This is a genomic window from Citrobacter amalonaticus (genome assembly GCF_001559075.2).
Lineage (GTDB): Bacteria > Pseudomonadota > Gammaproteobacteria > Enterobacterales > Enterobacteriaceae > Citrobacter_A > Citrobacter_A amalonaticus_F.
The window spans coordinates 3777126-3799567 of record NZ_CP014015.2; the positions used below are offsets into that span (position 1 = coordinate 3777126).

Below are 22442 nucleotides of genomic sequence, written 5' to 3' on the forward strand. Positions count from 1 at the left end.
ACCTCAGTTTCCTTTTCGTAAATACTCATTTTCGTTTCTGTAGCCCAGCCCATAAGATATTTGCCCGGCGCATTTGCGGAGTAGTTCCAGATAACCGTCAATCTTATTTCCTGAATAAACCACAGGATCGCCTGAAAGCGAGATCGCATAGTTGACCCGGTTATACATATTGAATACCGGCATACTTAAACATACCGCGCCATAGGTTGATTCTTCGCTGTCTATCGCCCATCCCCGTAGTCGCGTTTTTTGTAACTCTTCCAGAAATAACTTTTTATCGGTAAACGTATTGCGCGTGTGTGGCGTCAACGTGATCGCATCTAGAAAATAATCCAGTTCTTCCCGTGTTTTCCAGGCTAATAACGCTTTACCCAGCGCGGTAATGTGTAATTCCAGTTTTTTACCAATCCAGCTTTTACTCGTTGGCACTGATTCCGGGCTTTCAACCTTGTCGAGATAGATAGCAGAATAGCGCTCCATCGCCCCCAGGTGACAGACCAGACCGCTTTTCAGCGACAGCTCCTGCATAGGCCGCTTTGTCACTTCAAAGATATTCTGGCGGTGCAACGCCTGACAACCCAGTTCGTAGTTCTTTATTCCCAACGAATAATGGCCGTTTTTATTTTTAATTAAGAAGCCGCACTCCACCATCACATTTAGTAAATTAAGCAGGCTGCTTTTGGGATACTGGAATTCTTTTAATAGCTCCATATAACTCGCCACGCCTACCCATGCGATGTGGGTTAATATTTTTTCGGCGCGGACTAATGAATTACACCCTTTGCGAACCATAACGGCTCCCTCCTGCTGTTAGAATAAATAGTATCGGCATTGCACAGTTGAAAATATGCCTTGTTCAACATGCTGAACCGTAATCCGATGATTAAATGTGATCTTGTGCGCAGTTTGAATAGCAGAATTATCGCACTGCCATTACGCTGAATATGAATACCTGAAAATGAAAGACGACTGGTCGCTATGGCATGATAGAGTGTGAATTGCACAAAGAACAATTCGAGGTTTGCGCGATGCAACAAATTGATTTTTACATGGTTGATGCCTTCAGTACCACGACGTTTGGCGGTAATGCCGCGGCAGTATGTCCGCTAACCGAATGGTTACCTGATGAGACGTTACTGAAGATGTCTAAACAACATAACCAGTCAGAAACGGCCTATTTTGTCCCCACTGAAAACGGTTTTGAGTTGCGCTGGTTTACCACTCAGGGAGAAATCAATCTGTGTGGGCATGCCACGCTGGCGGCTGCTCATGTCATCTTTGAACATCTGGATTATCCGGCCGACATTATCCATTTTGCTACCCGGTTTGTTGGCCCGCTGACTGTCGCCCGTCGCGGTGAATGGTTGACGCTGGATTTTCCTGCCTGGGGAACCGAGCCCGTCACGCCGCCGTCTCTTCTGCTGGACGCGTTGGGTATCACGGAATACAAAGACGTGCGCGTGGGGCGTGATTATATGGTGGTGCTGGATAATCAGCAGCAGGTTGACGCGCTGCGCCCGAATATCCACGCTATGCTCCCCTTGGGGAAAATGGTTTGCGTCACCGCGGCGGGTGAAGGGAAATACGATTTTGTCAGTCGCTTCTTCTGTCCAGGAGAAGCCGTAGCGGAAGACCCCGTTACCGGTTCAGCGCATAGCATGCTCATTCCTTACTGGGCGGAAAAACTGAACAAAACGGAGATGCTGGCGCATCAGGGGGCCGAACGCGGCGGGGAGTTACGCTGCCAGAGTGTCGGGGAGCGTGTTCATATCGGCGGACAGGCAACCACGTATCTGCTGGGTAAGGTCTTGTTGCGCCAGAACGTCCTGAATACCAGTCACTACAAGACTCACCAGTCAGGATGAAAGCGCATCACGCTTAAACCGGAGTATGTCACCAGATTGAATGTCTGTCGGAAAATAGCCGTAAAATGCCAACAGCCGTAATAAATCCGATCGGGAAATACATACCGACGCGGTGTTAACCAGAGGATGAAATCCCAGAGGCTGCGTGGCAGAAACGGAGGCGTCAAGGATGATCTGAATGTTGCTTTTACTGTGACAGGCGACAGAAAAAGGCGTCACGCTGCCGGGTTCAACGCCTAAGGTTGCCATCAACTCGCCGGGCGACGCGAAAGACAGACGCGATTCCTCAAGTTGCTGCGCTAATTCACGCAGATCTGCCTTGCGATTGCCATCAAGGATGTACAGGTAGAAGTGTTTACCCGAGCTGTTTTTCAGTAACAGGTTTTTGAGCAACTGCGCCGGAAACGTCGCCGCGAAACTCAGATGATCGGCGACCGTTTTCACCTCCGGATGTGAAACATACCGATAAGGTATACCCAGTTCGTTGAGCAATGTCAGAACCGCATTCTCATCCATCTTATTTAATCCATACATAATGGGGGGTAAAAGGTGCAGTAATGCAAAAAATTCCAGCGCTGCCATCCTGCTTACCGGCAAAGCGATACGCAGAGACTAGCAAAACGGCGATCGCCGGGGATATGAGTTCAATCAATCTTCATTATGGTATTGGTCTATTCTATTGATCTGACGCGCTTAATGACCCGCCGTCGTTCGGTATGTTAGTCAGGCGACACATAACCTGACGGTGAAGCCCGCGGGGGATATCAGGCGGATAATCCCTGCGACATCAAAAGAGGAGGGAGTATGTTTTCTTACATCATGCTGGGTACGAACGATCTGCCACGTGCGATCGGTTTCTACGATCCGTTAATGGAACTGCTTGGACACCCGAAAGCAGGCCGGGGCGAAGAGGGCGCATCTTGGGGGATGTTCAGTGAAAACCACACCACCGGACTGTGCGTTGGCAAACCCTTTGATGGCCAGGCCGCAGGCGTCGGTAATGGCGCGATGGTGGCGCTGAATGCTCGATCCGTCGAACATATCCAGCAACTTCACGCGCTCGCTCTTCGCCTGGGCGGTACGGATGAAGGTGCGCCGGGTCACAGACCGCAGTATGGACAAGGCTTTCACAGCGCCTATGTGAGAGACCCCGACGGCAATAAGCTGGCGTTTGTCTACTATGCAAACGCATGCTGAACACATTTTATGCAACGAAAGTGTTGACTTCACTCTCTCGAACTAGTTAACTAGTACAACACGATTAATTATACAGGTATCAGGTAATGACATTTTCAATGATGACTCAGCACAGCTGGTGGCGCACTTCCCGTTAACGGGCAGTATCGTCACGTCTGCAGTCTGCACACCGATACCCGGCCCGCCATGAGCGGGCTTTTTTTTGCCCAAATTTTTGTCATACGCGGAGCGTCTTACCGCGAGAATGCAGCCAGCCAGTGCTGCGCAGTCACTGAATTCACTTCACGTGCAGAGTCCAGACCAGGGAAAAGGCCCGGTTATTCAGGCACTGCGCAGTTATTAAGGAGCCACAATGAGCACGATACTCAACCCTCGCTTCGGCGAATTTGGCGGGATGTATGTTCCGCAAATCCTCATGCCCGCCCTGCTACAGCTTGAAGACGCCTTTGTTAACGCACAGAACGATCCGGCTTTTCAGGCCGAGTTTACTGACCTGCTGAAAAACTATGCAGGACGCCCTACCGCGCTGACGCTGTGTCGCAATCTCACCCGAGGAACCCGCACGACGCTGTATCTCAAACGTGAAGATCTGCTCCACGGCGGGGCGCACAAAACCAACCAGGTGCTGGGTCAGGCATTGCTGGCAAAGCGAATGGGGAAGACGGAAATTATTGCTGAAACCGGGGCCGGGCAGCACGGCGTAGCGTCCGCCCTCGCCAGTGCGCTGCTTGGCCTGAAATGCCGCATTTACATGGGCGCGAAGGACATCGAGCGTCAGTCGCCAAACGTCTTTCGCATGCGTCTGATGGGCGCAGAGGTCATCCCGGTGCACAGTGGTTCGGCTACCCTGAAAGATGCCTCTAACGAGGCGCTCCGCGACTGGTCTGGCAGCTATGAAACGGCGCATTTCATGCTGGGCACGGCGGCGGGGCCTCATCCATTCCCGACCATCGTGCGTGAGTTCCAGCGCATGATAGGGGAAGAAACCCGGGTACAGATTCTGGAAAAAGAAGGCCGTCTACCGGATGCGGTGATCGCCTGTGTCGGCGGCGGTTCGAACGCGATTGGCATGTTTGCTGACTTTATTGATGAGCCGCGCGTCGGGCTGATCGGCGTGGAACCAGCCGGTCATGGCATTGAAACGGGCGAGCATGGCGCACCGTTAAAGCACGGTCGCGTGGGCATCTATTTCGGCATGAAATCACCGATGATGCAGACGGATGAGGGGCAAATCATTGAGTCCTGTTCCATTTCGGCGGGGCTGGATTTCCCCTCCGTCGGGCCACAGCATGCATACCTGAACAGCATCGGGCGCGCCGATTATGTTTCCGTTACTGATGATGAAGCGCTGGAGGCCTTTAAGATCCTCAGCCGGGAAGAGGGCATTATTCCGGCGCTGGAATCCTCACACGCGCTGGCCCACGCCCTGAGAATGATGCGTGAAAATCCTGACAAAGAGCAGTTGCTGGTGGTTAACCTCTCAGGTCGGGGAGACAAGGATATTTTTACCGTACACGATATTCTGCACGCACGAGGAGAAATGTGATGGAACGCTATAACACCCTGTTTACTGAGCTGAAAACCCGTGGAGAAGGCGCTTTTGTTCCCTTTGTCATGATCGGCGATCCGGGCCCGGCGCAGTCGCTGCGAATTATCGATACTCTGATTGCGGCAGGGGCCGATGCACTGGAACTGGGGATCCCCTTTTCGGATCCGCTGGCCGATGGGCCGACGATTCAGAATGCTGCGCTGCGGGCATTTGCTGCCGACGTTACGCCGACCCTGTGTTTTGAGATGCTGGCGACGATTCGCCAGAAACATCCGACGATCCCGATAGGGCTGTTGGTGTATGCCAATCTGGTTTTCAACCGTGGTATTGAGGCGTTCTATGCCGAATGCGCGCGTATCGGGGTGGATTCGGTGCTGGTAGCTGATGTGCCTTTCGAAGAGTCGGCGCCGTTCCGTCAGGCCGCGATGCATCATCACGTGGCGCCCATTTTTATCTGTCCCCCGAATGCCGAAGATCAACTGCTCCAGCAGATAGCCCTCCACGGTCGCGGCTATACCTATCTGCTTTCCCGTGCCGGGGTCACGGGGACCGAACGGCAGGCCGCAAAACCGCTGCAGCATCTGGTCGCCACACTGAACACGTACCAGGCTCCCCCAACACTACAGGGGTTTGGTGTATCCACCCCCGATCAGGTGGCGGATGCAATCGGCGCCGGTGCGACGGGGGCCATTTCAGGCTCTGCCATCGTCAAGATCATTGAGAAAAATAGTGATAATGAGGAAACGATGCTGGCTGAGTTAAACGCATTTGTGATGAGCATGAAAGCGGCAACGCGTTAGCGGTAAGGCAGCTGACATAGCCTGCCCGTATCGGCAGGCTATCCCGTTACTGGAATGTCATCACCATTGCGTCAAAATCGATGGTCCATTTATAGTGTTTTAAAAACTGGTGACTGATAAAGCCGTCGAGAATCATGCCGGATTCGGTAAAGTAGAGTTCTTCTGGTAATACACCGTAAAGCCCTGTTGAACCCTTCTGATTTAATGTGCCAACCGAGATACTGTCGATGGGCAGACGGGTTACGGCAAACCCGCCACCACCCAGTCCCCCCTGGTCGTTATCTGGAATCGCGTGATCCCCATCCTGCAATTTCACCCCGGCGTAATTCAATGCTTCTTTCTGCAGCAAAATCGCGGCATCTGGATCGTCGAGACCGGAATCCAGGAAAAAGGTCATATCCTCCTTACCATTAACTGCGCCTTTGACAATCATGAAATGCGTTCCCTCCAGGATAAAGGGAACGTGAGTACCACCGTCGGCGGCGACTTTGCGTTGACTCTCTTTATTTCTGGGCATCAGCACCAGTTGGCGTTGCGGATAATCCAGCGAAGTGAGGAACTGGTGAAATACACCGGTGGATAAAATACCGTTGACTTCAATTTTTTCACCTGTTTTTTCATCCGTAAAAACCCATGAATCCGGGAACTCTGCAATATCAATAGGTACGTCATGCAACGTGACCTCTCCCAAATCTAATGATTGCAGTCGTGAATAATGGGTTTCCGCCGTCTTTCCTCCGGCATACGTTCCCGTGAAACTGGCCTGCAATTCGAGATTCAGTTTCTTTGCCATTGCGGCGTTGAGCACAAATAAATCGGCGCCGGTATCGATGAAGACATTCACAGGTTGCCCGTTCACCGTGACGGAGACCACCGGTAGATGATTCATGGAGATAAAGGGCAATACCGATTGCTCAGCTTTCCACACGGGACGGTAAGGTTGGTCACTGCCATAGGAATTCATTAAACTCAGGAGGGCGCGGTCATTCTCACTGAGTGATTTCCGTTGTGTATCGTCGAACAACGTTTTCGCTTTCGCATACTGGCCCGTCTGGTAATAGACGTAAAGCAGTCGAACCTGACTTCTCAGATCCTTTGAGGCCTTGCGGAAAAGCGTTTCCGCCTGCGCATAATCGCCCTGCAAATAACGAATCACACCCTGCGTATAGGTCGCCTCGTCCTTGTACAGTGGGTCATCGAATAAAGGTTTTAGATACTCCTCGGCTTTATCGAGATTGCCTGTCACCCGTTCATCCTGCGCAATATCCCAGCGCAGGGCGTTGTTCGTGGGGTGTCCGGCAAGACGAGTCGTTCTGGAAGCGATCATATCCCGATAATCCGCGCGATTTAGTCGCTCATCAGCCATATTCTCCGGCGTTCTCACGCCTTGAGATATATTCTCAGTTTCCCCCATGGCTAAGGGAATAAAAGAGACAGAACAGAGGGCAATGGAGGTGGCTATTATCCGTATAAACATAATTGATGCTCCTTTCAGCTATAATAATCATTTAGTTATGCAGGTCGTAAACCTGTATTGTCATCATCAGAAATCGAAACCAGGGTAGGGCGGCACGGTTTTTTTCCAATAGCAAACACCGCCGCAAGCCGCGGTGTTTATTCAGACTGGCAGAAATGCAATATCAGGACTGAATCGGGCGATTAATCTCCGTTGTCCTCTTTAACGGGAATAAAACTGAACAGATCGCCTGGTTGACAATCAAGATATTTGCACAAGGCATCAAGAGTAGAAAATCGAAAGCCTTTAATTTTCCCTTGCTTTATTAACGACAGATTCTGCTCTGTAATTCCAATCGCATCAGCAAGTTCCTTTGATTTAACTTTTCTTGCGGCCAGTAACACATCCAGTTTAACAATGATTGCCATAACAGTTACCGCCTCAAAGGAACAGTTTATTTTCTTCGTAAAGAGCACTCGCCTTTTCCAGTATTTTAGCCACTGCCATCACGCACAGCGCAATAAAAAACCAGACGACATGATGGAGCTCAAACCCGATCAATATTTCACGCTCCCCCGCAGGGTGAAGCATCGTCAACCAGTAACTGGTCACCGGATCCGCAAGCAGGGTCATCACCGTCCAGACCCCCAGTGAGGCGCCGACTCTGCTCATATGCTGTGCCGAACGAGCGGAAAAATAGTGCCGCCGGGCATAAGCCTGAAACAGCGATCGTAGCTGATACAGGCAGTAACAAAGTGGAGCCATAACCAACAGGCTGATGACCCCGGCACCCGCAGCCTGCCACCATGGCAGCGTCTGCAGGTTGATATTGAGCGCAGAGAGCCGCTGGTCAGTGAGAGACAGCGTTATCCCGTAGAACTCATTCGAGAATGATAAGGCGGGAAAAAACAGGGTAACCGAATTTAGCAAAACGATAGCAATCAACAGCATCATGGTGAACGTGACCATTCTTTGGCTGAGTTGCGCCAGTGCATCAGTGGACATAAAACCTCTGTGAGTCAGCATTACGTGATAGTGCAAACAATACACAAAATTAAAGTTAAACAATAATTTTTTATTGTTTTACTTTAATAAAAATCAAGAAAATAAAAAATAATCATTATATGTCAATGGGTTAGCATTCATTCTCTTTTATCCGCCAGAAGGACGGTGGGTGACGTAAAGGTGCTGCAATAACTGTGGGTGGGATCGCGTTTTGGACGGCGATCACATTTTTCCGACCTGCACATACCCCTGCTGACATTACGTGTTACCATTCACACCGTAAATACCTTTCAACTCAACCCGAGGCTTTGATGCTGGAGAATGTAATCATCTGATAATCAGTTTCCCCGACCTTTCCAGGCCGGACTGATTATCAATGCGCCGAAATCGAATGCGGACACCGCTGTGTGTTTGCACGTTTTGCACATGATGATTAAACAGGTTTTCCAGTATGAATTTATCCCGTCAGGAACAACGTACCTTACACGTTCTCGCCAAAGGTGGACGTATTACGCACGTCCGCGATGCGTCAGGCCGCGTCACTGCCGTTGAATGCTACAGCCGCGAAGGGCTGCTGCTCACCGACTGTACACTCGCCGTCTTCAAAAAACTCAAAACCAAAAAGCTGATCAAATCCGTTAATGGTCAGCCGTACCGCATTAATACCACCGGGCTGAACAACGTTCGTGCTCAGCCAGATAACCGCTAAGGAGAGTGTTATGACAACACGCAACTTCACTTTTCATATCACCGATGAAAGTGATGCCAACGACATCCGGGAAGTCGAAACCCGCGCCTTTGGCTACAGTAAAGAGGCCTGCCTGGTGGCTTCTTTGCTCGAGGACGACACCGCGCGCCCAACGCTATCGTTGCTGGCCAGACAGGCAGGTACAGCCGTCGGGCATATCCTGTTTACCCGGGCGACCTTCAAAGGAGAAATGCATTCGCCGCTGATGCATATCCTGGCTCCTCTGGCGGTCATACCTGAATACCAGGGGAAGGGCGTGGGCGGATTATTGATTCGTACCGGTTTAGAACACTTACGGTCGATGGGATGTCAGTGCGTTTTTGTTCTCGGCCATGCCACTTACTATCCGCGACATGGATTCGAACCCTGCGCAGGAGACAAAGGCTATCCCGCACCTTACCCCATTGCGGAGGAACATAAGGCCTGCTGGATGATGCAGTCCCTCTCTGCACAACCCCTTGATCGTGTCGGCGACATTCAATGTGCGCAGGCCTTAATGAAACCGGAGCACTGGCGTGAATAGCAATCAGACTGAACGCTCTCTTATTCACAACGCAATGAAAGGAATTAACTAATGGATATCCCACGTATTTTTACGATTAGCGAAAGCGAACATCGCATTCATAACCCGTTCACGCCGGAAAAGTACGCCACATTGGGCCGGGTGTTACGCATGAAGCCGGGGGCGCGCATTCTTGATCTCGGCAGTGGTTCAGGTGAGATGCTCTGCACCTGGGCGCGCGATCACGGCATTAACGGTACCGGTATCGACATGAGCCAGCTCTTCACCGCGCAGGCAAAACAGCGTGCTGAAGAGCTCGGCGTCAGCGAACGCGTCCATTTTATTCATAACGACGCGGCGGGTTACGTCACGGACGAAAAATGCGACGTGGCGGCCTGTGTTGGCGCGACCTGGATTGCTGGTGGCTTTGCCGGCAGTGTCGAGCTGTTGGCAAAAAGCCTCAAGCCTGGCGGAATGATACTGATCGGTGAACCCTGGTGGCGTCAGATTCCCGCGACGGAAGAGATCGCCCAGGCCTGTGGTGTTTCGTCGAAGGCTGATTTTCTTACCCTTCCTGGGCTCGTCGCTTCTTTCGACGAACTCGGCTATGACGTTGTGGAAATGGTACTGGCGGACCAGGAGGGCTGGGACCGATATGAAGCAGCGAAATGGCTGACGATGCGCCGTTGGTTAGAGGCTAATGCAGAGGATGATTTTGCCGATGAGGTCCGTGCGGAGTTGACGATAGCGCCTAAACGCCACGTCACATACGCCCGGGAATACTTCGGTTGGGGCGTGTTTGCGTTAATCGCACGATAAAGTAAGTCATACGGTATAGCCTGAGGGCTATGCCGTATTCTCCCCAGAAGAGAAGCGTCGTGGTGAAAAGCGACGACCCGTATTAACTAATTATCCACCCGAAGCGTTCTTCCTTTCCGTCCCATCACGATGTCAGGTCAGACTCGTCAGCAATTAATCGTTAAAACAATACAAATGGATTGTTTTTGTGACGTGGCTATAATAATTTTTTAATAATCCCAAAAAAGTGGAGGCCTGTTTCCAATTAAGTTAACTAATTTTTATTGATAATTAACATTATTCCATCCTTGTTTTTGTAGGATTATTCTCTCTTTTCAGAAGATTCTTAAAATGTATTTTTGATAATTCCTAAGATTGATGTGGTGATTTATTTATTTTCCTAAGCAGTGATTAAATAATCCTGGTTTTTCAATAATATTACATGTAAAAAAGTTAATTTATTGTTTCTTTTTTGTTGGTTTTATTATTGAATTGCATTGTTTGTTGGTTTTTGTATCCGATTGATATTTATGTATATATGTCTATTATTGTTAATAATCTGATCTAGTTTGTCGATAAAATTAAGAATAGTGATAGTTGTTTCCTATCATGATGTATTGGATTGAACAGTTATATCATTTGGCAGTTTTTTTTAAGTTAAGTGTATATTTGCGAATAGCGACACAAGGAGGGATAACGTGGTTGTCGATGATAAAATTTCTCCACTGATCGCTCTTGCGCTGAGTGAAATAAAAAATCTGGCAGCGAGGCCGACAGATCGGAAACCATTCTGCTTTCTTCCTGCAATGTGGGTACAAACACGATGCTGTTGCGCCATAGTTGCTGAATATACATTAGTAAGTATTTCAGACAAACAAGACAATTTGTTCCTGAAGCAACATATAAATTATTGTGATTCTATTAATCTGATTATTGAAAAACTTTGGGATGCGCAGGATAACAGTGGCGTTCAGACGTGTGAGTTCTGCCAGTTTATGGCGAAGATGAATCGGGCTGATAAACACACGCTCAATGCGATTGTTTGTCTGGATACCTATGCTGACGCTTCGCAATATCTGGGGTTGAGCCAGAAGTCGATATACTCAAGGTTGTACAGTATTCTTGAACGTATAAACGTAAGGGATAAGCGGTTATTTTTTCGCTGGTATAAATATATGCTGATTCATTCAACAACATTCCGGCCCCGAGGCCTGAATATTGTTCTTTCCGCGGCGGATTTTCCACCAGGTTCAGAAATGAATGAAACGATCAACGGACACTGAAACGTAACAGGGAAGGGAATCCTTACGGATTCCCTTTTTGCGGGTAATGTGCTGGTCTTTTAACGGTAAAGTGCGGCTTTGCCGATAGATGAGAATAAATTCATCTTGTGAACCACGATAGCTTTCGCAGATTCCATTGGCTTGATAAATAAGGCATTAGGTTCGTGACTGCCTGACTTCAGCTCGTCTTCCAGGGCAACGAAGAAGGCTTTCTTCATGTCGCTGGAAATGTTGATTTTGCCGACACCGTATTGGATGGATTCTGCGACTTCCTCATCTTTATTTCCCGACCCCCCGTGGAGAACCAGCGGGATGCTTAAGCGTTGTTTAATGGCTTTCAGCCGTTCGATATCCAGTTTTGGTTGTTTTCCTGCCGGATATAAACCGTGTGATGTGCCAATCGCCACCGCCAGCGTATCGACCCCCGTCTCGTTAACAAATTGCTCGGCTTGTTGGGGATCGGTATACAGTATTTCAGCATGGCCTCCCTCGCCGCTGCCCTGTGCCACACCGATAGTCCCCAGTTCGGCTTCGACGGAAATACCCGCAGCGTGCGCCACTTCGGTCACACGACGGGTGATGGCGATATTTTCCTCCAGCGGGAGGGCCGACGCGTCGATCATCACCGAGGTATAGCCGGTCCGTATCGCCCGCATAATCTGCTCAAGGGTCTGTCCATGATCAAGGTGAATGACCACCGGCACCATTGCTTTAATGGCCAGTTCCTGAAGATAGTAAATAAATTCATCACCGGTGAAATCATGTTCGTCCGGATGCACTTCAAGAATAACCGGAGAGCGCAGTTTTTCTGCAACGTCGATAACCACTCTGGCGAATTCAGCTGAAGCGATATTAAAAGCCCCGACACCGAATTTATGTTGTTGAGCGACGGCTAACAGATCTTTCATATTCATAAGCATGGTTACATCTCCTGTACAGTTTCAGGGCAATCTTTCTTAATAAAACGCAGAATAATGGCGGTCAGTAACGCACCAGCGGCGATAGCAACGACATAGGCCACAACATGGGTAATCACATTGGGAATGAACATCACGAAAACGCCGCCGTGTGGCGCTCTCGACGCACATCCCAACGCCATAGAGAGTGCGCCAGCCAACCCGGATCCCGCGACGATGGCGGGAATAACGCGGAGCGGATCGGCAACGGCATAGGGAATGGCGCCTTCGGTGATAAAGGACAGCCCGAGAACATAGGTCACTTTCCCGGTGTCTCTTTCTTGACAGGTAAATTTGCGACCGAATAACGTGGTGGCCAGCGCAATGCCCAATGGCGGGACCATACCTGCCGCCATGCAGGCAGCAATAGGCTCATAGATACCTGTCGACATTAGGCCAATGGCAAACATGCAGACGGTCTTGTTAAGTGGCCCGCCCATATCGAAGGCCACCATCATGCCAATTAGCAGTCCCATAATTGCGGCATTGGTATTGCCGAGGTTTTCGAGGAACGATGTCAGCGAGTCGAGAAGAAACTTAATCGGTTCGCCAATAACCAGCACCATCAGTGCGCCGGTAATAAACACGCTCAACAATGGCACGATCAAAATAGGCTTAAGGCCTGCGACGGATTTGGGGAGGTTAATGTATTTAACAATAACCAGTGTGACGTACCCGGCTAAAAAACCTGCCAGCAAAGCCCCCAGGAAACCTGACCCGGTTTGTATGGCCATCATGCCGCCTACTGCGCCGGATACGATCCCCATATTGCCGCTGATCGATTTACTGATCCCGAGCGAGAGGATTGGGAGCATCAGGGCAAAGGCGGCACCGCCTCCGATATCCGACAGCATTTTTGCCAGTGGGCTGAAGTTGGCATCGCCGGGCGTTGCTGCCGTAATACCAAATGAGAAGCTCAGTGCGATGAGAATGCCGCCCGCAACAACGAACGGGATCATCAGATTAACGCCGGTGATCAGATGAATATAAATCTGAGAAATAAGCGATTTATCTTTATCGGCTTTGGACGGTTCCTGCTCAGTCCCGGATTCAAGGTGTCGCTCAGGCTGTAATTCCCCGGAGATAATCTCATCCAGTAAGCCTGCGGCATCTTTCGCGGCGCGCGTCACTGAAACCCGAATAATGTTTTTGTTATGAAAGCGGCTAAGGTCGATGACCTTATCCGCAGCAATTAAAACAATATCGGCCTGGCGGATATCGTCATCGGTAAAAATATATTCACTTTCAACAGCACCCTGCGTTTCGACAAGGATAGGGATACCCTTTTTAAGGGCGTTCTTTTTAAGATTGGCTTCTGCAAGGTAAGTATGTGCAACGCCTGTTGGACAGGCGGTAATCGCAATTATTTTCATTTTATTCTCCTTGTGAAGAAACTACTCTCCGGTATTATTAATAATTAACCGGTAGAGTTCCTCTTGCGAACTGGCATTAAGTAATTTCTCAACAACATCATCATCCCCTAATGCTATAGATATACGAGCCAGAACTTTGATATGTCCAGCTCCGCTGTCTGCCTCTTTTACCGCAAAAAGAATAACCAGTTTTACATCGGAACTGTCCATTGTTTCCCAATCGACCGTATCCTGCAGTTTGGCAACGGCTATTCTTGTTTCACTCACCCATCGGGACTTCCCATGTGGAATGGCTATCTGATTTTCAAAACCGGTCGACCCCAGGGATTCTCGCGCAAGGACATCGTTAATAAACCCTTGTTTATTATCAATAATGCCTTCATCGCAAAGTGACTGAGTCAATTGCTCAATGACATCTATTTTGCTTGTCGCCTGCATGTCAGTAATAACGCAGGCTTTACTTAACAGATCGCTGATCACTATTTTATCTAACATGCTATTTCTCCTGGATATGGCGTTCGGCGAATAAGGTTTCCGTCACCCGAATAATGTCTTTGGCTGAAAACAGCGCGGAAACATAGGCTACAGGAATCATCATTTCCTCTATCCGTATGGTTGAAATGATTAAGTCACATTGTTTCTCAGCCAGTGTTTTTTTCAGTCTGCTTCCAGGAACAATATCGATAATCTCCCAGTCAGGAAATGCTTTAGTAATCCGACTATAGAGAAGTTGAGATGTTCCTACGCCGCTTGAACAGACAAGAATAATTTTCTTATTTTCTTTTACCTTTTCTATGGCAGCCTGAATGTACACGGTTAAATAGGCAACCTCATCTTCAGACGGGGGATCGTGTTTACTGTTCTTATTCATCGTCAGAGTCGCGTCTCTGACCGCAACAAAGACGGGTGAAAGCTCTTTCTTTATTTCGTCCAGTAATGGGTTATGGATGATGATCCTAAAAGACAGGCGATTTAGCATCGGTTTAATATGCATCACCAGCGAGTTCAGTAATGTCTGGTCAGAGATCAAATCACATTTTAGCGACTGAGAGAGTAGGCTGGTGAGCTGGATTGCATAATCCAGCGCTTCTTTGTCGTGCAGCCCTCTGGCTGATGGTACAGTATGCTCGGGATGTTTCCCGGATGAAACAAGATATTGATAGATATAGTTCACCTCAATTGCCGGGAAGGTGAAGGCATATTTTTGCTCAAGCCAGATGATGGCTTTTTCAGCAATAAGCCATTCTTTACTATTATGTGCCTGTACCGGGTCATTAGGTGGGCGGTTATTTCTCTTCTCCATTCGTCGGATCGTGACCAGCAAATGTGAGAAAAGATTGGTGTAATAGGGTTCGCTAATGGCACACCCTAATTCATCCTCTATATAGGTGATGAGATTGATACAGTTGGAGACGCTGTCCTGGCCAAATTCATTGATCAATTGCACCCGGGAGAATCTGTCGATTCTGCTGTCCGTCATTTGATAGTTGCATAAAACACTATGGGTAATGATCTCCTTGAGGGCCATGCGAATATCATAATCCGTGCCTTCAATAAATGTTCCCGTACGGTTTTTTATCATCAGCAGAGCAAAGCATGCGACCCAGCGCTCTATCTTGTTTAAATCTTCCACAATAGAAGAACGACTGATGAAGTATTTTTCTGATAAAAAACTGATGGACAGCGGTGAGGGTGAATGTGTCAGTAAATCGGTCGCAATACCGACCAGTCTTTTACTTTTTAGTATGTTCACAACATGCTCATCACCGGAGGTCGCGGGGAGCGAGACGATATCATGCGCATCAAGTTTCAGGCCTAAACCGGGGCGACTGAGTATGACGCTATCTTTATCGGCGAAAAAAAGATTAATGGCTTCGACGTCTCGTCTGAGCGTACTGACAGAAATATTGAGTATCTTCGCGGCTTGCGCGGTGGTCAGCCACCCATTCTCATGAGCTAAACGGTTGACCAGTGATATTTGTCTTTTGCTTAGCACTTTCATTAACCGCTCCTTCGATGATAAGTGGGGGCTTTACTGATGTTAGTTATAGCGATTCGAATGACAGAGGAAAATACCAGGAGATGAACGTATGTAAACCATCATAATGAACAGCAGATAACAGGGTAGAGGCGTCATTATACGCAGACATTTGTAAGAAACCGTCCTTAAGCGAAAAGAAGACGATAAAAACGTGGCAGAATAAGCGAGCGATATGAGAATAATGATCCTTTTGTTAATTCATCTTGCAGAATTATTTACAAAAAGACGATAAATATAAATGCTTCCTAAACCAAATTAATGATTTTATCCGCTCTTTTTTTATGATGACGGATGGCAGGCGTGTAATGTCCTTTTTTTAAGAGAGGAAATGCTGAGTTAACGATATAATATTATCGTTACTTAATCTTGTGAACTGAGTCAAAGAATTAAATCACCTCTGGCCATCATTTCCTCTTGTTATCTTACAATGGATTAATTAGTCTAAAATGTACCAACCCTTTCGGAGTATGGCATATGAGTTCACTGCCGCAGCGAACACAGGTCATTGAAAACTGGTATCGGGAATCAGAAGATTTTTCTACACTGGTAAATTATCGGGTATTACGAGCTGGTCATATATTGACCGGAGCGAATTTCCATATCCAGCGTCAGTCTGTCGTGGGACATGAACTTATTTTCTGTCTCAAGGGGAAAGGCGTTATTTGCCTGGAGAATAAAAAATACGAAGTGAGGGAGGGAAGTCTGGTCTGGCTCCCTGTCAGGATGCCGCATGAACATTTTCCAGACAGCGCCGACCCCTGGGAGATATTGTGGTTAAGAATTGACGGTTCGAAGATGGACAATATTATGAATTTTCTTAACGTCCTTCACCAACCCGTATTTGAGTTCGAATCGCCAGATGAAATAACCGATATTTACCATCAGTTATTTGGTCTGATGAAAAGCCATACTCTGGTCGCGGATGCCCATTGCGATCTGTTGTGCTCGAAATTAATTTATACTCTTCTGGAAAGTCGCAGTCATGAGAATGAAGTTTCACCGGTGATCACGCATCGCGGATTAGGCCGCCTGATTTATCAAATTCACAGTCACTATAACGACGAGTGGGATATTGATAAATTTATGCTCTATTGCCAGGTGAGTAAATCCCAGCTTTTTCGTCTCTTTCAGGAGACGTTTAATCAAAGCCCGCTGCGATGGTTGAAAAATTACCGCCTGTCTCAGGCGCGCCGACTGCTAGTCGAAACGGATGCCACAATCGGAAGCATCGCCAGTCAGGTAGGTTATCAGGATCAACTGCATTTTTCGCGTGAGTTCCATCGGGCGGTCGGCGTTTCACCCAGTGAATTCCGCCGACGGGAAAAATCACTGTAAGCAGCGTTCAGTCCGTTTCAGAAAAGCGAACGGTTTTACCGCAGTAGAACCGTTCGCCCGGCATCAGAAGAAGGTTTCCATCTGAACGCCAAATGTCCACTCACCGCCTGAAGTGAAACCTTTCTGACCAAAGGTGTCATTTGGGCTGTATTTATCCAGATCGCTATCCCAGTTCATCCACGTTGCAAAAACGCGTAATTCAGGACGGGTAAAAAAGGGCGAAATATCGTCAGGCCGGAACGTCGGTGCAAAGGTCAGCTTGTAAAAATTCCCGCTCACCTTCTGGTATTGCTGATAGCCATTGGGATCGAGATCCATATATTGCCAGGTGGCTTCGTACCCCAGCGCGAAGTTTTGCGTGATGTTCTGCATCAGTCGTCCGTTCAGGGTTATCCAGCGATAATCATCGCTTTTCACATAGCGATCGGCACTTTGCTGGGCTAACAGCGAAGGCGCAAAGTCCCAGTCAGGCGCAAGATTGACGATGCCATAACTGGCCAGACGTAACGTTTTTGCATCAGACAGTAACGCCGGATCGGTACCAATGTTCTTCACTTCTGCGCCAAGACCCTGTCCCCATGAGATCACGCTGCGCGTTTCACCCTGGGTCAGGCCATAAAAACTGTCACCCTGATACCCTAACAGCGCGGTGTAGCCTTTGTTCGCCGCATTGAAGACTTTATATCCGCTTAAGGTCTCACGCGCTTCATTGTCTTTTGCCTGCATCCCACTGATGAACAATTGCACCGGGCCAAAATAGTTGTTGGCTGTCAGAACATAGTTTTGAACGTCATTGTTGACGACGTCCACATCGCCAAAACTACGACCAATGAAGGAGAAGTTACTGCGGATGTTATCAGTCCAGCGGATGTCATAAATACCGCCACCCGTGCCGTTGAGCGCGACGAATTTGGAATCCAGCCAGGGGATTTCAAAGTTGTCGCGATCCACACGCTTACCGGCCCATAGCGTCGTATCCTTGAAGGGACCCGTAAAACTTGGAAGCGAGGCGATTTCAGCAAAGGCCTGGCTTACGTTCAGCGTGCTGGAATCTGCCGTCCAGTCGTTATAGCTTTTTTGCTGATCGGCAATCATTGTCATAAATCGGGTTGTTGCGCCGTTCTCCAGCCGCTTTTTCTTCTCCAGATAGACTTCAACATACGTATCCGGTTCGTTACCCAGACGGCCGATCGCACCGCCCGTTTGTCCGGCAGGCGTCATAAACGGACCGCCCTGAGTGTGGCGGGCATTATGATTGGTCATCATGCCGGCACGCGCATAACCATGCAGCTCAAAATAGTCATCTTCATCGGGGGTTATTTTTTCAATTCGTTGGGTGCGGGCTTCCAGGCCCTCCACCGTTTTTATCGCCTGCTGTGATTCTTGTTCCGTCTGCTTTAATTGACTAACCAGTTGGGCATTTTGTTGTTCGGCCAGTGCGGCCCGGCTTTCAGCTTTTTGCAAACGCAATTCCAGTTGGGACAGCCGTTCTTCTATATTTAAATTTTGCGAAGAATAAGCGTACGGGATGGTGAAAAGATGAATTAAACCGAGGCTGATACAGGTCATAGAGGTAATTTTCATATTATTCTCGGAGGTTTCTATCATTATTAAGATACAGGGAATTCTGCGCTTTCAGAAAGCGCAGAGAATCAGTATTATTATTTTTGTATTAGTCGAGGTGGTATACTTCTTCCATTTCTACCCATAGCGTGCCTTCGGGTTCCCCCTCCAGCGGCATTTGACAGGGTGAAGTTTCCCGCCACCACTCTTGTGTTTTGAGGTGTGCCGCCATTTTTTGTTGGTCGGCTTCATAGTCATCACCGGTATATTCCAGATAACTAAACAGCAGCCCATTTTTATAATAAATGGAAAAGTTACGCAGATTACATTCCTTAATCATGGCATTGACTTCAGGCCAGGGATTTGCGTGAAGCTCCTTATAATATTCCAGTTTTTCGGGGCGGACTTTAACCACGCAGCCAAAACGACGAATCTTTTTCATATTACTGACGCTCCTTATTAATTACACCCGCGCGCTGTAGGATATTTTCAATTTCTATTTCCATTTCTACGGTCAGTGGCGACGCGGGGGGTAATGAATGGACAGAAATGTCCAGGCCAATAAGCTGTAACGCATATTTCACGGCATTATAAAAGGGCAGATCCAACCCGTAGAGGGGAGGGATCCATGACAGCGACTGTTGCAGTTCCACGGCACGGGAATAATCCTGCGCATGCCAGGCATCGCGGATCCCACAGGTGAGTTGCGGCGCAAAATTAGCGCTGGCAGGAATACAGCCATCTCCCCCGAGGATTAATGTGCCAAGCAGATATTCATCATAGCCGGCGAAGACAGCAAAATCGGGACGTACGGGTTTTACTGCATGGAGCGTCTCCCTGATATGGGAAAGCGTATCTACCGTATCTTTCAAACCCACAACATTGGGACAGTCGACGGCAAGGGCTTTGATAATCGATACCGGTATAGACTGCCCGGTCAGCGCGGGAAAATTGTACAAAATGATCGGCACAGACAGCGCCTCAGACACTTTTTTGAAGTACTGAAGCAGGTTGCTTTCACTGAGCGGGTTATACCAGGGGTTCACGACGACCACACCATCCGCGCCGAGGCGTTGCGCATGAAGACCGGCTTCAATCGTCTCCTGTGTTCCGCAACTGGCAATACCGATTAGCACGGGTTTTCGGCCGGCAACCTGGCGAGTGCAAAAAGCAGCGACGTCCTGGCGCATCTCGCGCGACATATGGGCAAACTCCCCGGCGCTGCCGAGGAAAAAAAGCCCGTCGACAGGGGAATTGATCAGATGTTCGATTAGCGTCGCCTGCGCCGTTTCGTCGAATTCGCCCTCGGCGGTGAAGAGCGTTGGGACGGGAGGAATCACCCCGCTGAACAAGGGTGGGGTTATCTGTTGTGTCATTGTACGTTCGCTCCGTTAAAAGCCTGCTGATAGAGTGCGGCGATATCCTCGACCGTGGCCTGGCGTGGGTTTCCGCCGGTACAGACATCGTTAAACGCGGCCAGCGCCAGTTGCGGGATATCGTCCTGATTCATCCCAATCTCACGCAGTGATGCGGGGATCCCAACATCACGATTGAGTTGACAGACCGCATCGACAACAGCCTGTCGTACCTGTTCCAGCGGTAACGTGACGGCGTCGGGAATGGTCATTGCCAGTGCGATGTCGCGGTATTTTTCTCCGGTGTAGGCCGCATTCCATGCCATGATCCCGGGCAGCAGGATGGCATTGGCCACACCGTGCGGCGTGTTGTAAAACGCGCCCAGCGGATGCGCCATGCCATGGACGAGGCCGAGACCCACATTGGAAAAGCCCATACCGGCGATATATTGCGCAAGCGCCATTTTTTCCATTGCTTGTGCATCGCCAGCAACCGCGCTGCGTAGCGATTTGGCAATCATTTCAATGGCTTTAAGATGAAGCGCATCCGGTAATTCCCAGGCGCCGCGCGTGATATAACCCTCAATGGCATGAGTCAGGGCATCAATGCCGGTGGACGCTTTGAGCGAACCTGGCATGGCATCCATTAAATCCGCATCCACAAGGGCGACCTGTGGAATGTCATGCGGATCGATGCAGACAAATTTCCGCTGCTGCTCTTCGTCGGTAATCACATAATTAATGGTGACTTCTGCCGCGGTTCCCGCCGTAGTGGGAAGGGCAATAACAGGCACGCAGGGACGAGTCGTTTCAGCGAACCCTTCCAGACTGCGAACATCCTCAAACTCAGGGTTATTAATGATGATCCCGATAGCTTTGCAGGTGTCCTGAGGCGATCCGCCGCCGATGGCGATGAGCACGTCAGCGCCGCTGGCGCGAAATTTGGCAACGCCTTCCTGCACTACGGTTATACCGGGGTTCGGGACAACACGGTCGAACAATGTCCAGGCAAAACCGGCCTCATCAAGCTGGGTGGTAATTTTCCCGACAATCCCGCATTTGACCAGGCCGCTGTCGGTGACGATTAGCGCCCGGCTAAAACCCCGTCGGGTGAGTTCATGTATTAACTGGCTGCGGCAACCTCGCCCAAACCAGGAGGTTTCATTTAATATCATACGTTGCGTCATTATAGCGTCCCTCTTGTTGCGGACAGGCGAGGGCCCACCCACCCGTTGCCGAGTGTGGTCTCGCCTGCGAACCGTTATTTTTTATTTAACCGATTTAATCGGTAATACAAAGAATGATGAAGCAAAGACAAAAATAATGGCGGCAATAAATAATGATGAATAATCATTATTGAATGTCGCTAATAACCAGGCCGATAATATAGGGCTAAATGATTGTGGTAATACCGTCGCGATAGTCAGGATCCCCATATCTTTACCTGCTTGTTTACCGCCACCAGGTAATACCTGAGTCATGAGTGCCATATCAATGGAGGTATATGCCCCGTAACCCAATCCCATAATCGCGGCATAAATATACATACCGGTCAGCGTTGGCATAAGCAGAGGAATACAGAGGCCAGCCGCCATCAGAATTGTGGAGAGAAAAACGAAAATCTTACGCCGCTGCAGTTTATCGGAGATGACACCGGATACCAGACCGGAAAAGAGCAAGGTGACCAGCGTGATGACCGAGATCGTACCGATGGCGTAGTTGGACTCCTCAACACTTAGCCCAATGAAATCCTGAAGGATATACAGTTGATAGGTGACCACGCCCTGATAGCCCAGATACATCGCAAAGCGGCCAAAGAATGCCCAACCGAAATCGGGATACTGACGTGGACTGACCCAGAAGTTTTTGAAAAACGTTCCCCATTTGAAGGGCTCTACCGGTAGATCTCGCGTCGACGGTTCACGGTTGATCAACACAAAGGCGAGACAGCAGGCAGCGATCGCCAGAGCAAACACGAGGTAGCCTAACTGGAGATTCCAGGCCAGATATCCGGCGAGGATGATACCGACGGTCCCGCCCGCTGTCGAACCAGCACCGACGAAGCCTGAGGCTATCCCTCTGTTTTCTGGTAAGAATCTATCCGCCACGACGGTGGCGAGCGGCCCATTCATACAGTTCAGCGAAACCGATGCCATCAGCCAGAAAACCGCAATTCCGGCGATGGTTGTCATCATTGAGATGCCGAAAATCGCCAGTCCGCCAATTAACGCGCCACCAACAATGAAAGGCGATCTGCGGCCCCAGGTTGAACGGCATCGATCGGATAATGCCCCGGCAATGGGTTGCGCGAAAATGGTAAACAACAGGGCCGTGGTCATGACAATCGCCAGGTTATTGGCTTTATTTGCCGGGTCGATTTGCGCGACATGGTTCGGCAAAAGAACGGAAATAACACCACAATACAAGGCCAGCAGAACAAAGAAATTAGTGAACAGGGAAGCCAGAAGAATATTTTTCTTTTTCCCGGTGACCATGATATTGCCTTCGGGAGAGTCGGTTTGGTGCTTATCGGCAGCCTTCCCGGATGGCAATGTGTTGATATTATCAGACATGCTTATTTCCTCAAATTTTATACAGTAGGGTAAAATGAAATAA

The 22442-nt window shown here is 49.1% G+C and carries 22 protein-coding genes, 1 pseudogene and 1 other annotated feature; of the genes and pseudogenes, 9 read left to right on the top strand and 14 right to left on the bottom strand.

The genetic code is table 11. The features are described 5' to 3' along the window. Positions 1-3: 3 nt before the first annotated feature. Positions 4-792, bottom strand: a complete 789-nt coding sequence (locus tag AL479_RS18145; protein ID WP_061077073.1) for an IclR family transcriptional regulator — start codon at positions 790-792, stop codon at positions 4-6. 236 nt (positions 793-1028) lie between these two features. On the opposite strand from AL479_RS18145, the gene AL479_RS18150 reads away from it, so the two are divergent. Further along, a complete protein-coding gene (locus AL479_RS18150; protein ID WP_061077074.1) occupies positions 1029-1865 on the top strand; it encodes a PhzF family phenazine biosynthesis protein in 837 nt (278 codons plus the stop codon). Here the strand turns inward: AL479_RS18150 and AL479_RS18155 are convergent. Then, positions 1857-2381: a YbaK/EbsC family protein gene (locus AL479_RS18155; protein WP_071887717.1), complete on the bottom strand. Its 525-nt coding sequence runs from the start codon at positions 2379-2381 to the stop codon at positions 1857-1859. The two genes, AL479_RS18150 and AL479_RS18155, sit on opposite strands and share 9 nt — an antisense overlap. A gap of 288 nt (positions 2382-2669) precedes the next feature. On the opposite strand from AL479_RS18155, the gene AL479_RS18160 reads away from it, so the two are divergent. From AL479_RS18160 to trpA, 3 genes are all read left to right on the top strand, one after another. After that, positions 2670-3062 (top strand): VOC family protein, encoded by a 393-nt coding sequence (locus AL479_RS18160; RefSeq protein ID WP_061077076.1) that lies wholly within the window; start codon positions 2670-2672, stop codon positions 3060-3062. A 110-nt stretch (positions 3063-3172) separates the two neighbouring features. Continuing rightward, positions 3173-3266: a sequence feature (Trp leader region), on the top strand. A gap of 148 nt (positions 3267-3414) precedes the next feature. Further along, entirely contained in the window at positions 3415-4608 is a 1194-nt protein-coding gene (gene trpB, locus AL479_RS18165) for a tryptophan synthase subunit beta (protein WP_102602111.1), read from the top strand. Continuing rightward, a complete protein-coding gene (gene trpA / locus AL479_RS18170; RefSeq protein ID WP_061077077.1) occupies positions 4608-5411 on the top strand; it encodes a tryptophan synthase subunit alpha in 804 nt (267 codons plus the stop codon). The genes trpB and trpA overlap by 1 nt, the downstream gene beginning before the upstream one ends. Before the next feature lie 46 nt (positions 5412-5457). Here the strand turns inward: trpA and AL479_RS18175 are convergent, their stop codons facing one another. The 3 genes from AL479_RS18175 to AL479_RS18185 all read right to left on the bottom strand — a co-directional run bounded on the left by AL479_RS18175 (position 5458) and on the right by AL479_RS18185 (position 7872). Then, entirely contained in the window at positions 5458-6738 is a 1281-nt protein-coding gene (locus AL479_RS18175; protein WP_192575236.1) for an aspartyl protease family protein, read from the bottom strand. 332 nt (positions 6739-7070) lie between these two features. After that, positions 7071-7295 carry a helix-turn-helix domain-containing protein gene (locus AL479_RS18180; protein ID WP_061077079.1) on the bottom strand — a complete coding sequence of 75 codons (225 nt, stop codon included), beginning with the start codon at positions 7293-7295 and terminating at the stop codon, positions 7071-7073. Between the two features lie 13 nt (positions 7296-7308). Beyond that, positions 7309-7872, bottom strand: coding sequence for a DUF2975 domain-containing protein (locus AL479_RS18185; RefSeq protein ID WP_061077080.1), 564 nt, complete (start codon positions 7870-7872; stop codon positions 7309-7311). 451 nt (positions 7873-8323) lie between these two features. On the opposite strand from AL479_RS18185, the gene AL479_RS18195 reads away from it, so the two are divergent. From AL479_RS18195 to AL479_RS18210, 4 genes and pseudogenes are all read left to right on the top strand, one after another. Then, on the top strand, positions 8324-8581 hold the full coding sequence (locus AL479_RS18195; RefSeq protein WP_061077081.1) for a YjhX family toxin: 258 nt from the start codon (positions 8324-8326) through the stop codon (positions 8579-8581). A 10-nt stretch (positions 8582-8591) separates the two neighbouring features. Then, positions 8592-9139: pseudogene (locus AL479_RS18200) on the top strand (GNAT family N-acetyltransferase). A 55-nt stretch (positions 9140-9194) separates the two neighbouring features. Then, positions 9195-9941, top strand: coding sequence for an SAM-dependent methyltransferase (locus tag AL479_RS18205; protein WP_061077083.1), 747 nt, complete (start codon positions 9195-9197; stop codon positions 9939-9941). A 677-nt stretch (positions 9942-10618) separates the two neighbouring features. Then, positions 10619-11203, top strand: a complete 585-nt coding sequence (locus AL479_RS18210; RefSeq protein ID WP_061077084.1) for a hypothetical protein — start codon at positions 10619-10621, stop codon at positions 11201-11203. 59 nt (positions 11204-11262) lie between these two features. Here the strand turns inward: AL479_RS18210 and AL479_RS18215 are convergent, their stop codons facing one another. The 4 genes from AL479_RS18215 to AL479_RS18230 are packed head-to-tail and all read right to left on the bottom strand — an operon-like array spanning position 11263 to position 15534. Continuing rightward, positions 11263-12123, bottom strand: coding sequence for a ketose-bisphosphate aldolase (locus AL479_RS18215; protein ID WP_061077085.1), 861 nt, complete (start codon positions 12121-12123; stop codon positions 11263-11265). A 2-nt stretch (positions 12124-12125) separates the two neighbouring features. Then, on the bottom strand, positions 12126-13532 hold the full coding sequence (locus tag AL479_RS18220) for a PTS fructose transporter subunit IIC (protein ID WP_061077086.1): 1407 nt from the start codon (positions 13530-13532) through the stop codon (positions 12126-12128). Between the two features lie 21 nt (positions 13533-13553). After that, positions 13554-14027: a PTS sugar transporter subunit IIA gene (locus AL479_RS18225; protein WP_061077087.1), complete on the bottom strand. Its 474-nt coding sequence runs from the start codon at positions 14025-14027 to the stop codon at positions 13554-13556. 1 nt (position 14028) lies between these two features. Continuing rightward, on the bottom strand, positions 14029-15534 hold the full coding sequence (locus AL479_RS18230) for a BglG family transcription antiterminator (RefSeq protein ID WP_061077088.1): 1506 nt from the start codon (positions 15532-15534) through the stop codon (positions 14029-14031). Positions 15535-16047: 513 nt separating this feature from the next. On the opposite strand from AL479_RS18230, the gene AL479_RS18235 reads away from it, so the two are divergent. Next, complete coding sequence (locus AL479_RS18235) at positions 16048-16908, top strand: AraC family transcriptional regulator (RefSeq protein ID WP_061077089.1); 861 nt, start codon at positions 16048-16050, stop codon at positions 16906-16908. 63 nt (positions 16909-16971) lie between these two features. Here AL479_RS18235 and AL479_RS18240 read toward each other — a convergent pair whose 3' ends face one another. From AL479_RS18240 to AL479_RS18260, 5 genes are all read right to left on the bottom strand, one after another. Further along, positions 16972-18492: a carbohydrate porin gene (locus AL479_RS18240; RefSeq protein ID WP_061078006.1), complete on the bottom strand. Its 1521-nt coding sequence runs from the start codon at positions 18490-18492 to the stop codon at positions 16972-16974. 88 nt (positions 18493-18580) lie between these two features. Then, positions 18581-18913, bottom strand: a complete 333-nt coding sequence (locus AL479_RS18245) for an L-rhamnose mutarotase (protein WP_192575237.1) — start codon at positions 18911-18913, stop codon at positions 18581-18583. Between the two features lies 1 nt (position 18914). Next, a complete protein-coding gene (locus tag AL479_RS18250) occupies positions 18915-19847 on the bottom strand; it encodes a dihydrodipicolinate synthase family protein (protein ID WP_105291778.1) in 933 nt (310 codons plus the stop codon). Beyond that, complete coding sequence (gene fucO / locus AL479_RS18255) at positions 19844-21013, bottom strand: lactaldehyde reductase (RefSeq protein WP_061077090.1); 1170 nt, start codon at positions 21011-21013, stop codon at positions 19844-19846. Before fucO ends, AL479_RS18250 begins: the two co-directional genes overlap by 4 nt. Positions 21014-21094: 81 nt before the next feature. Continuing rightward, positions 21095-22399, bottom strand: coding sequence for an MFS transporter (locus AL479_RS18260; protein ID WP_200113120.1), 1305 nt, complete (start codon positions 22397-22399; stop codon positions 21095-21097). Between the last annotated feature and the right edge of the window lie 43 nt (positions 22400-22442).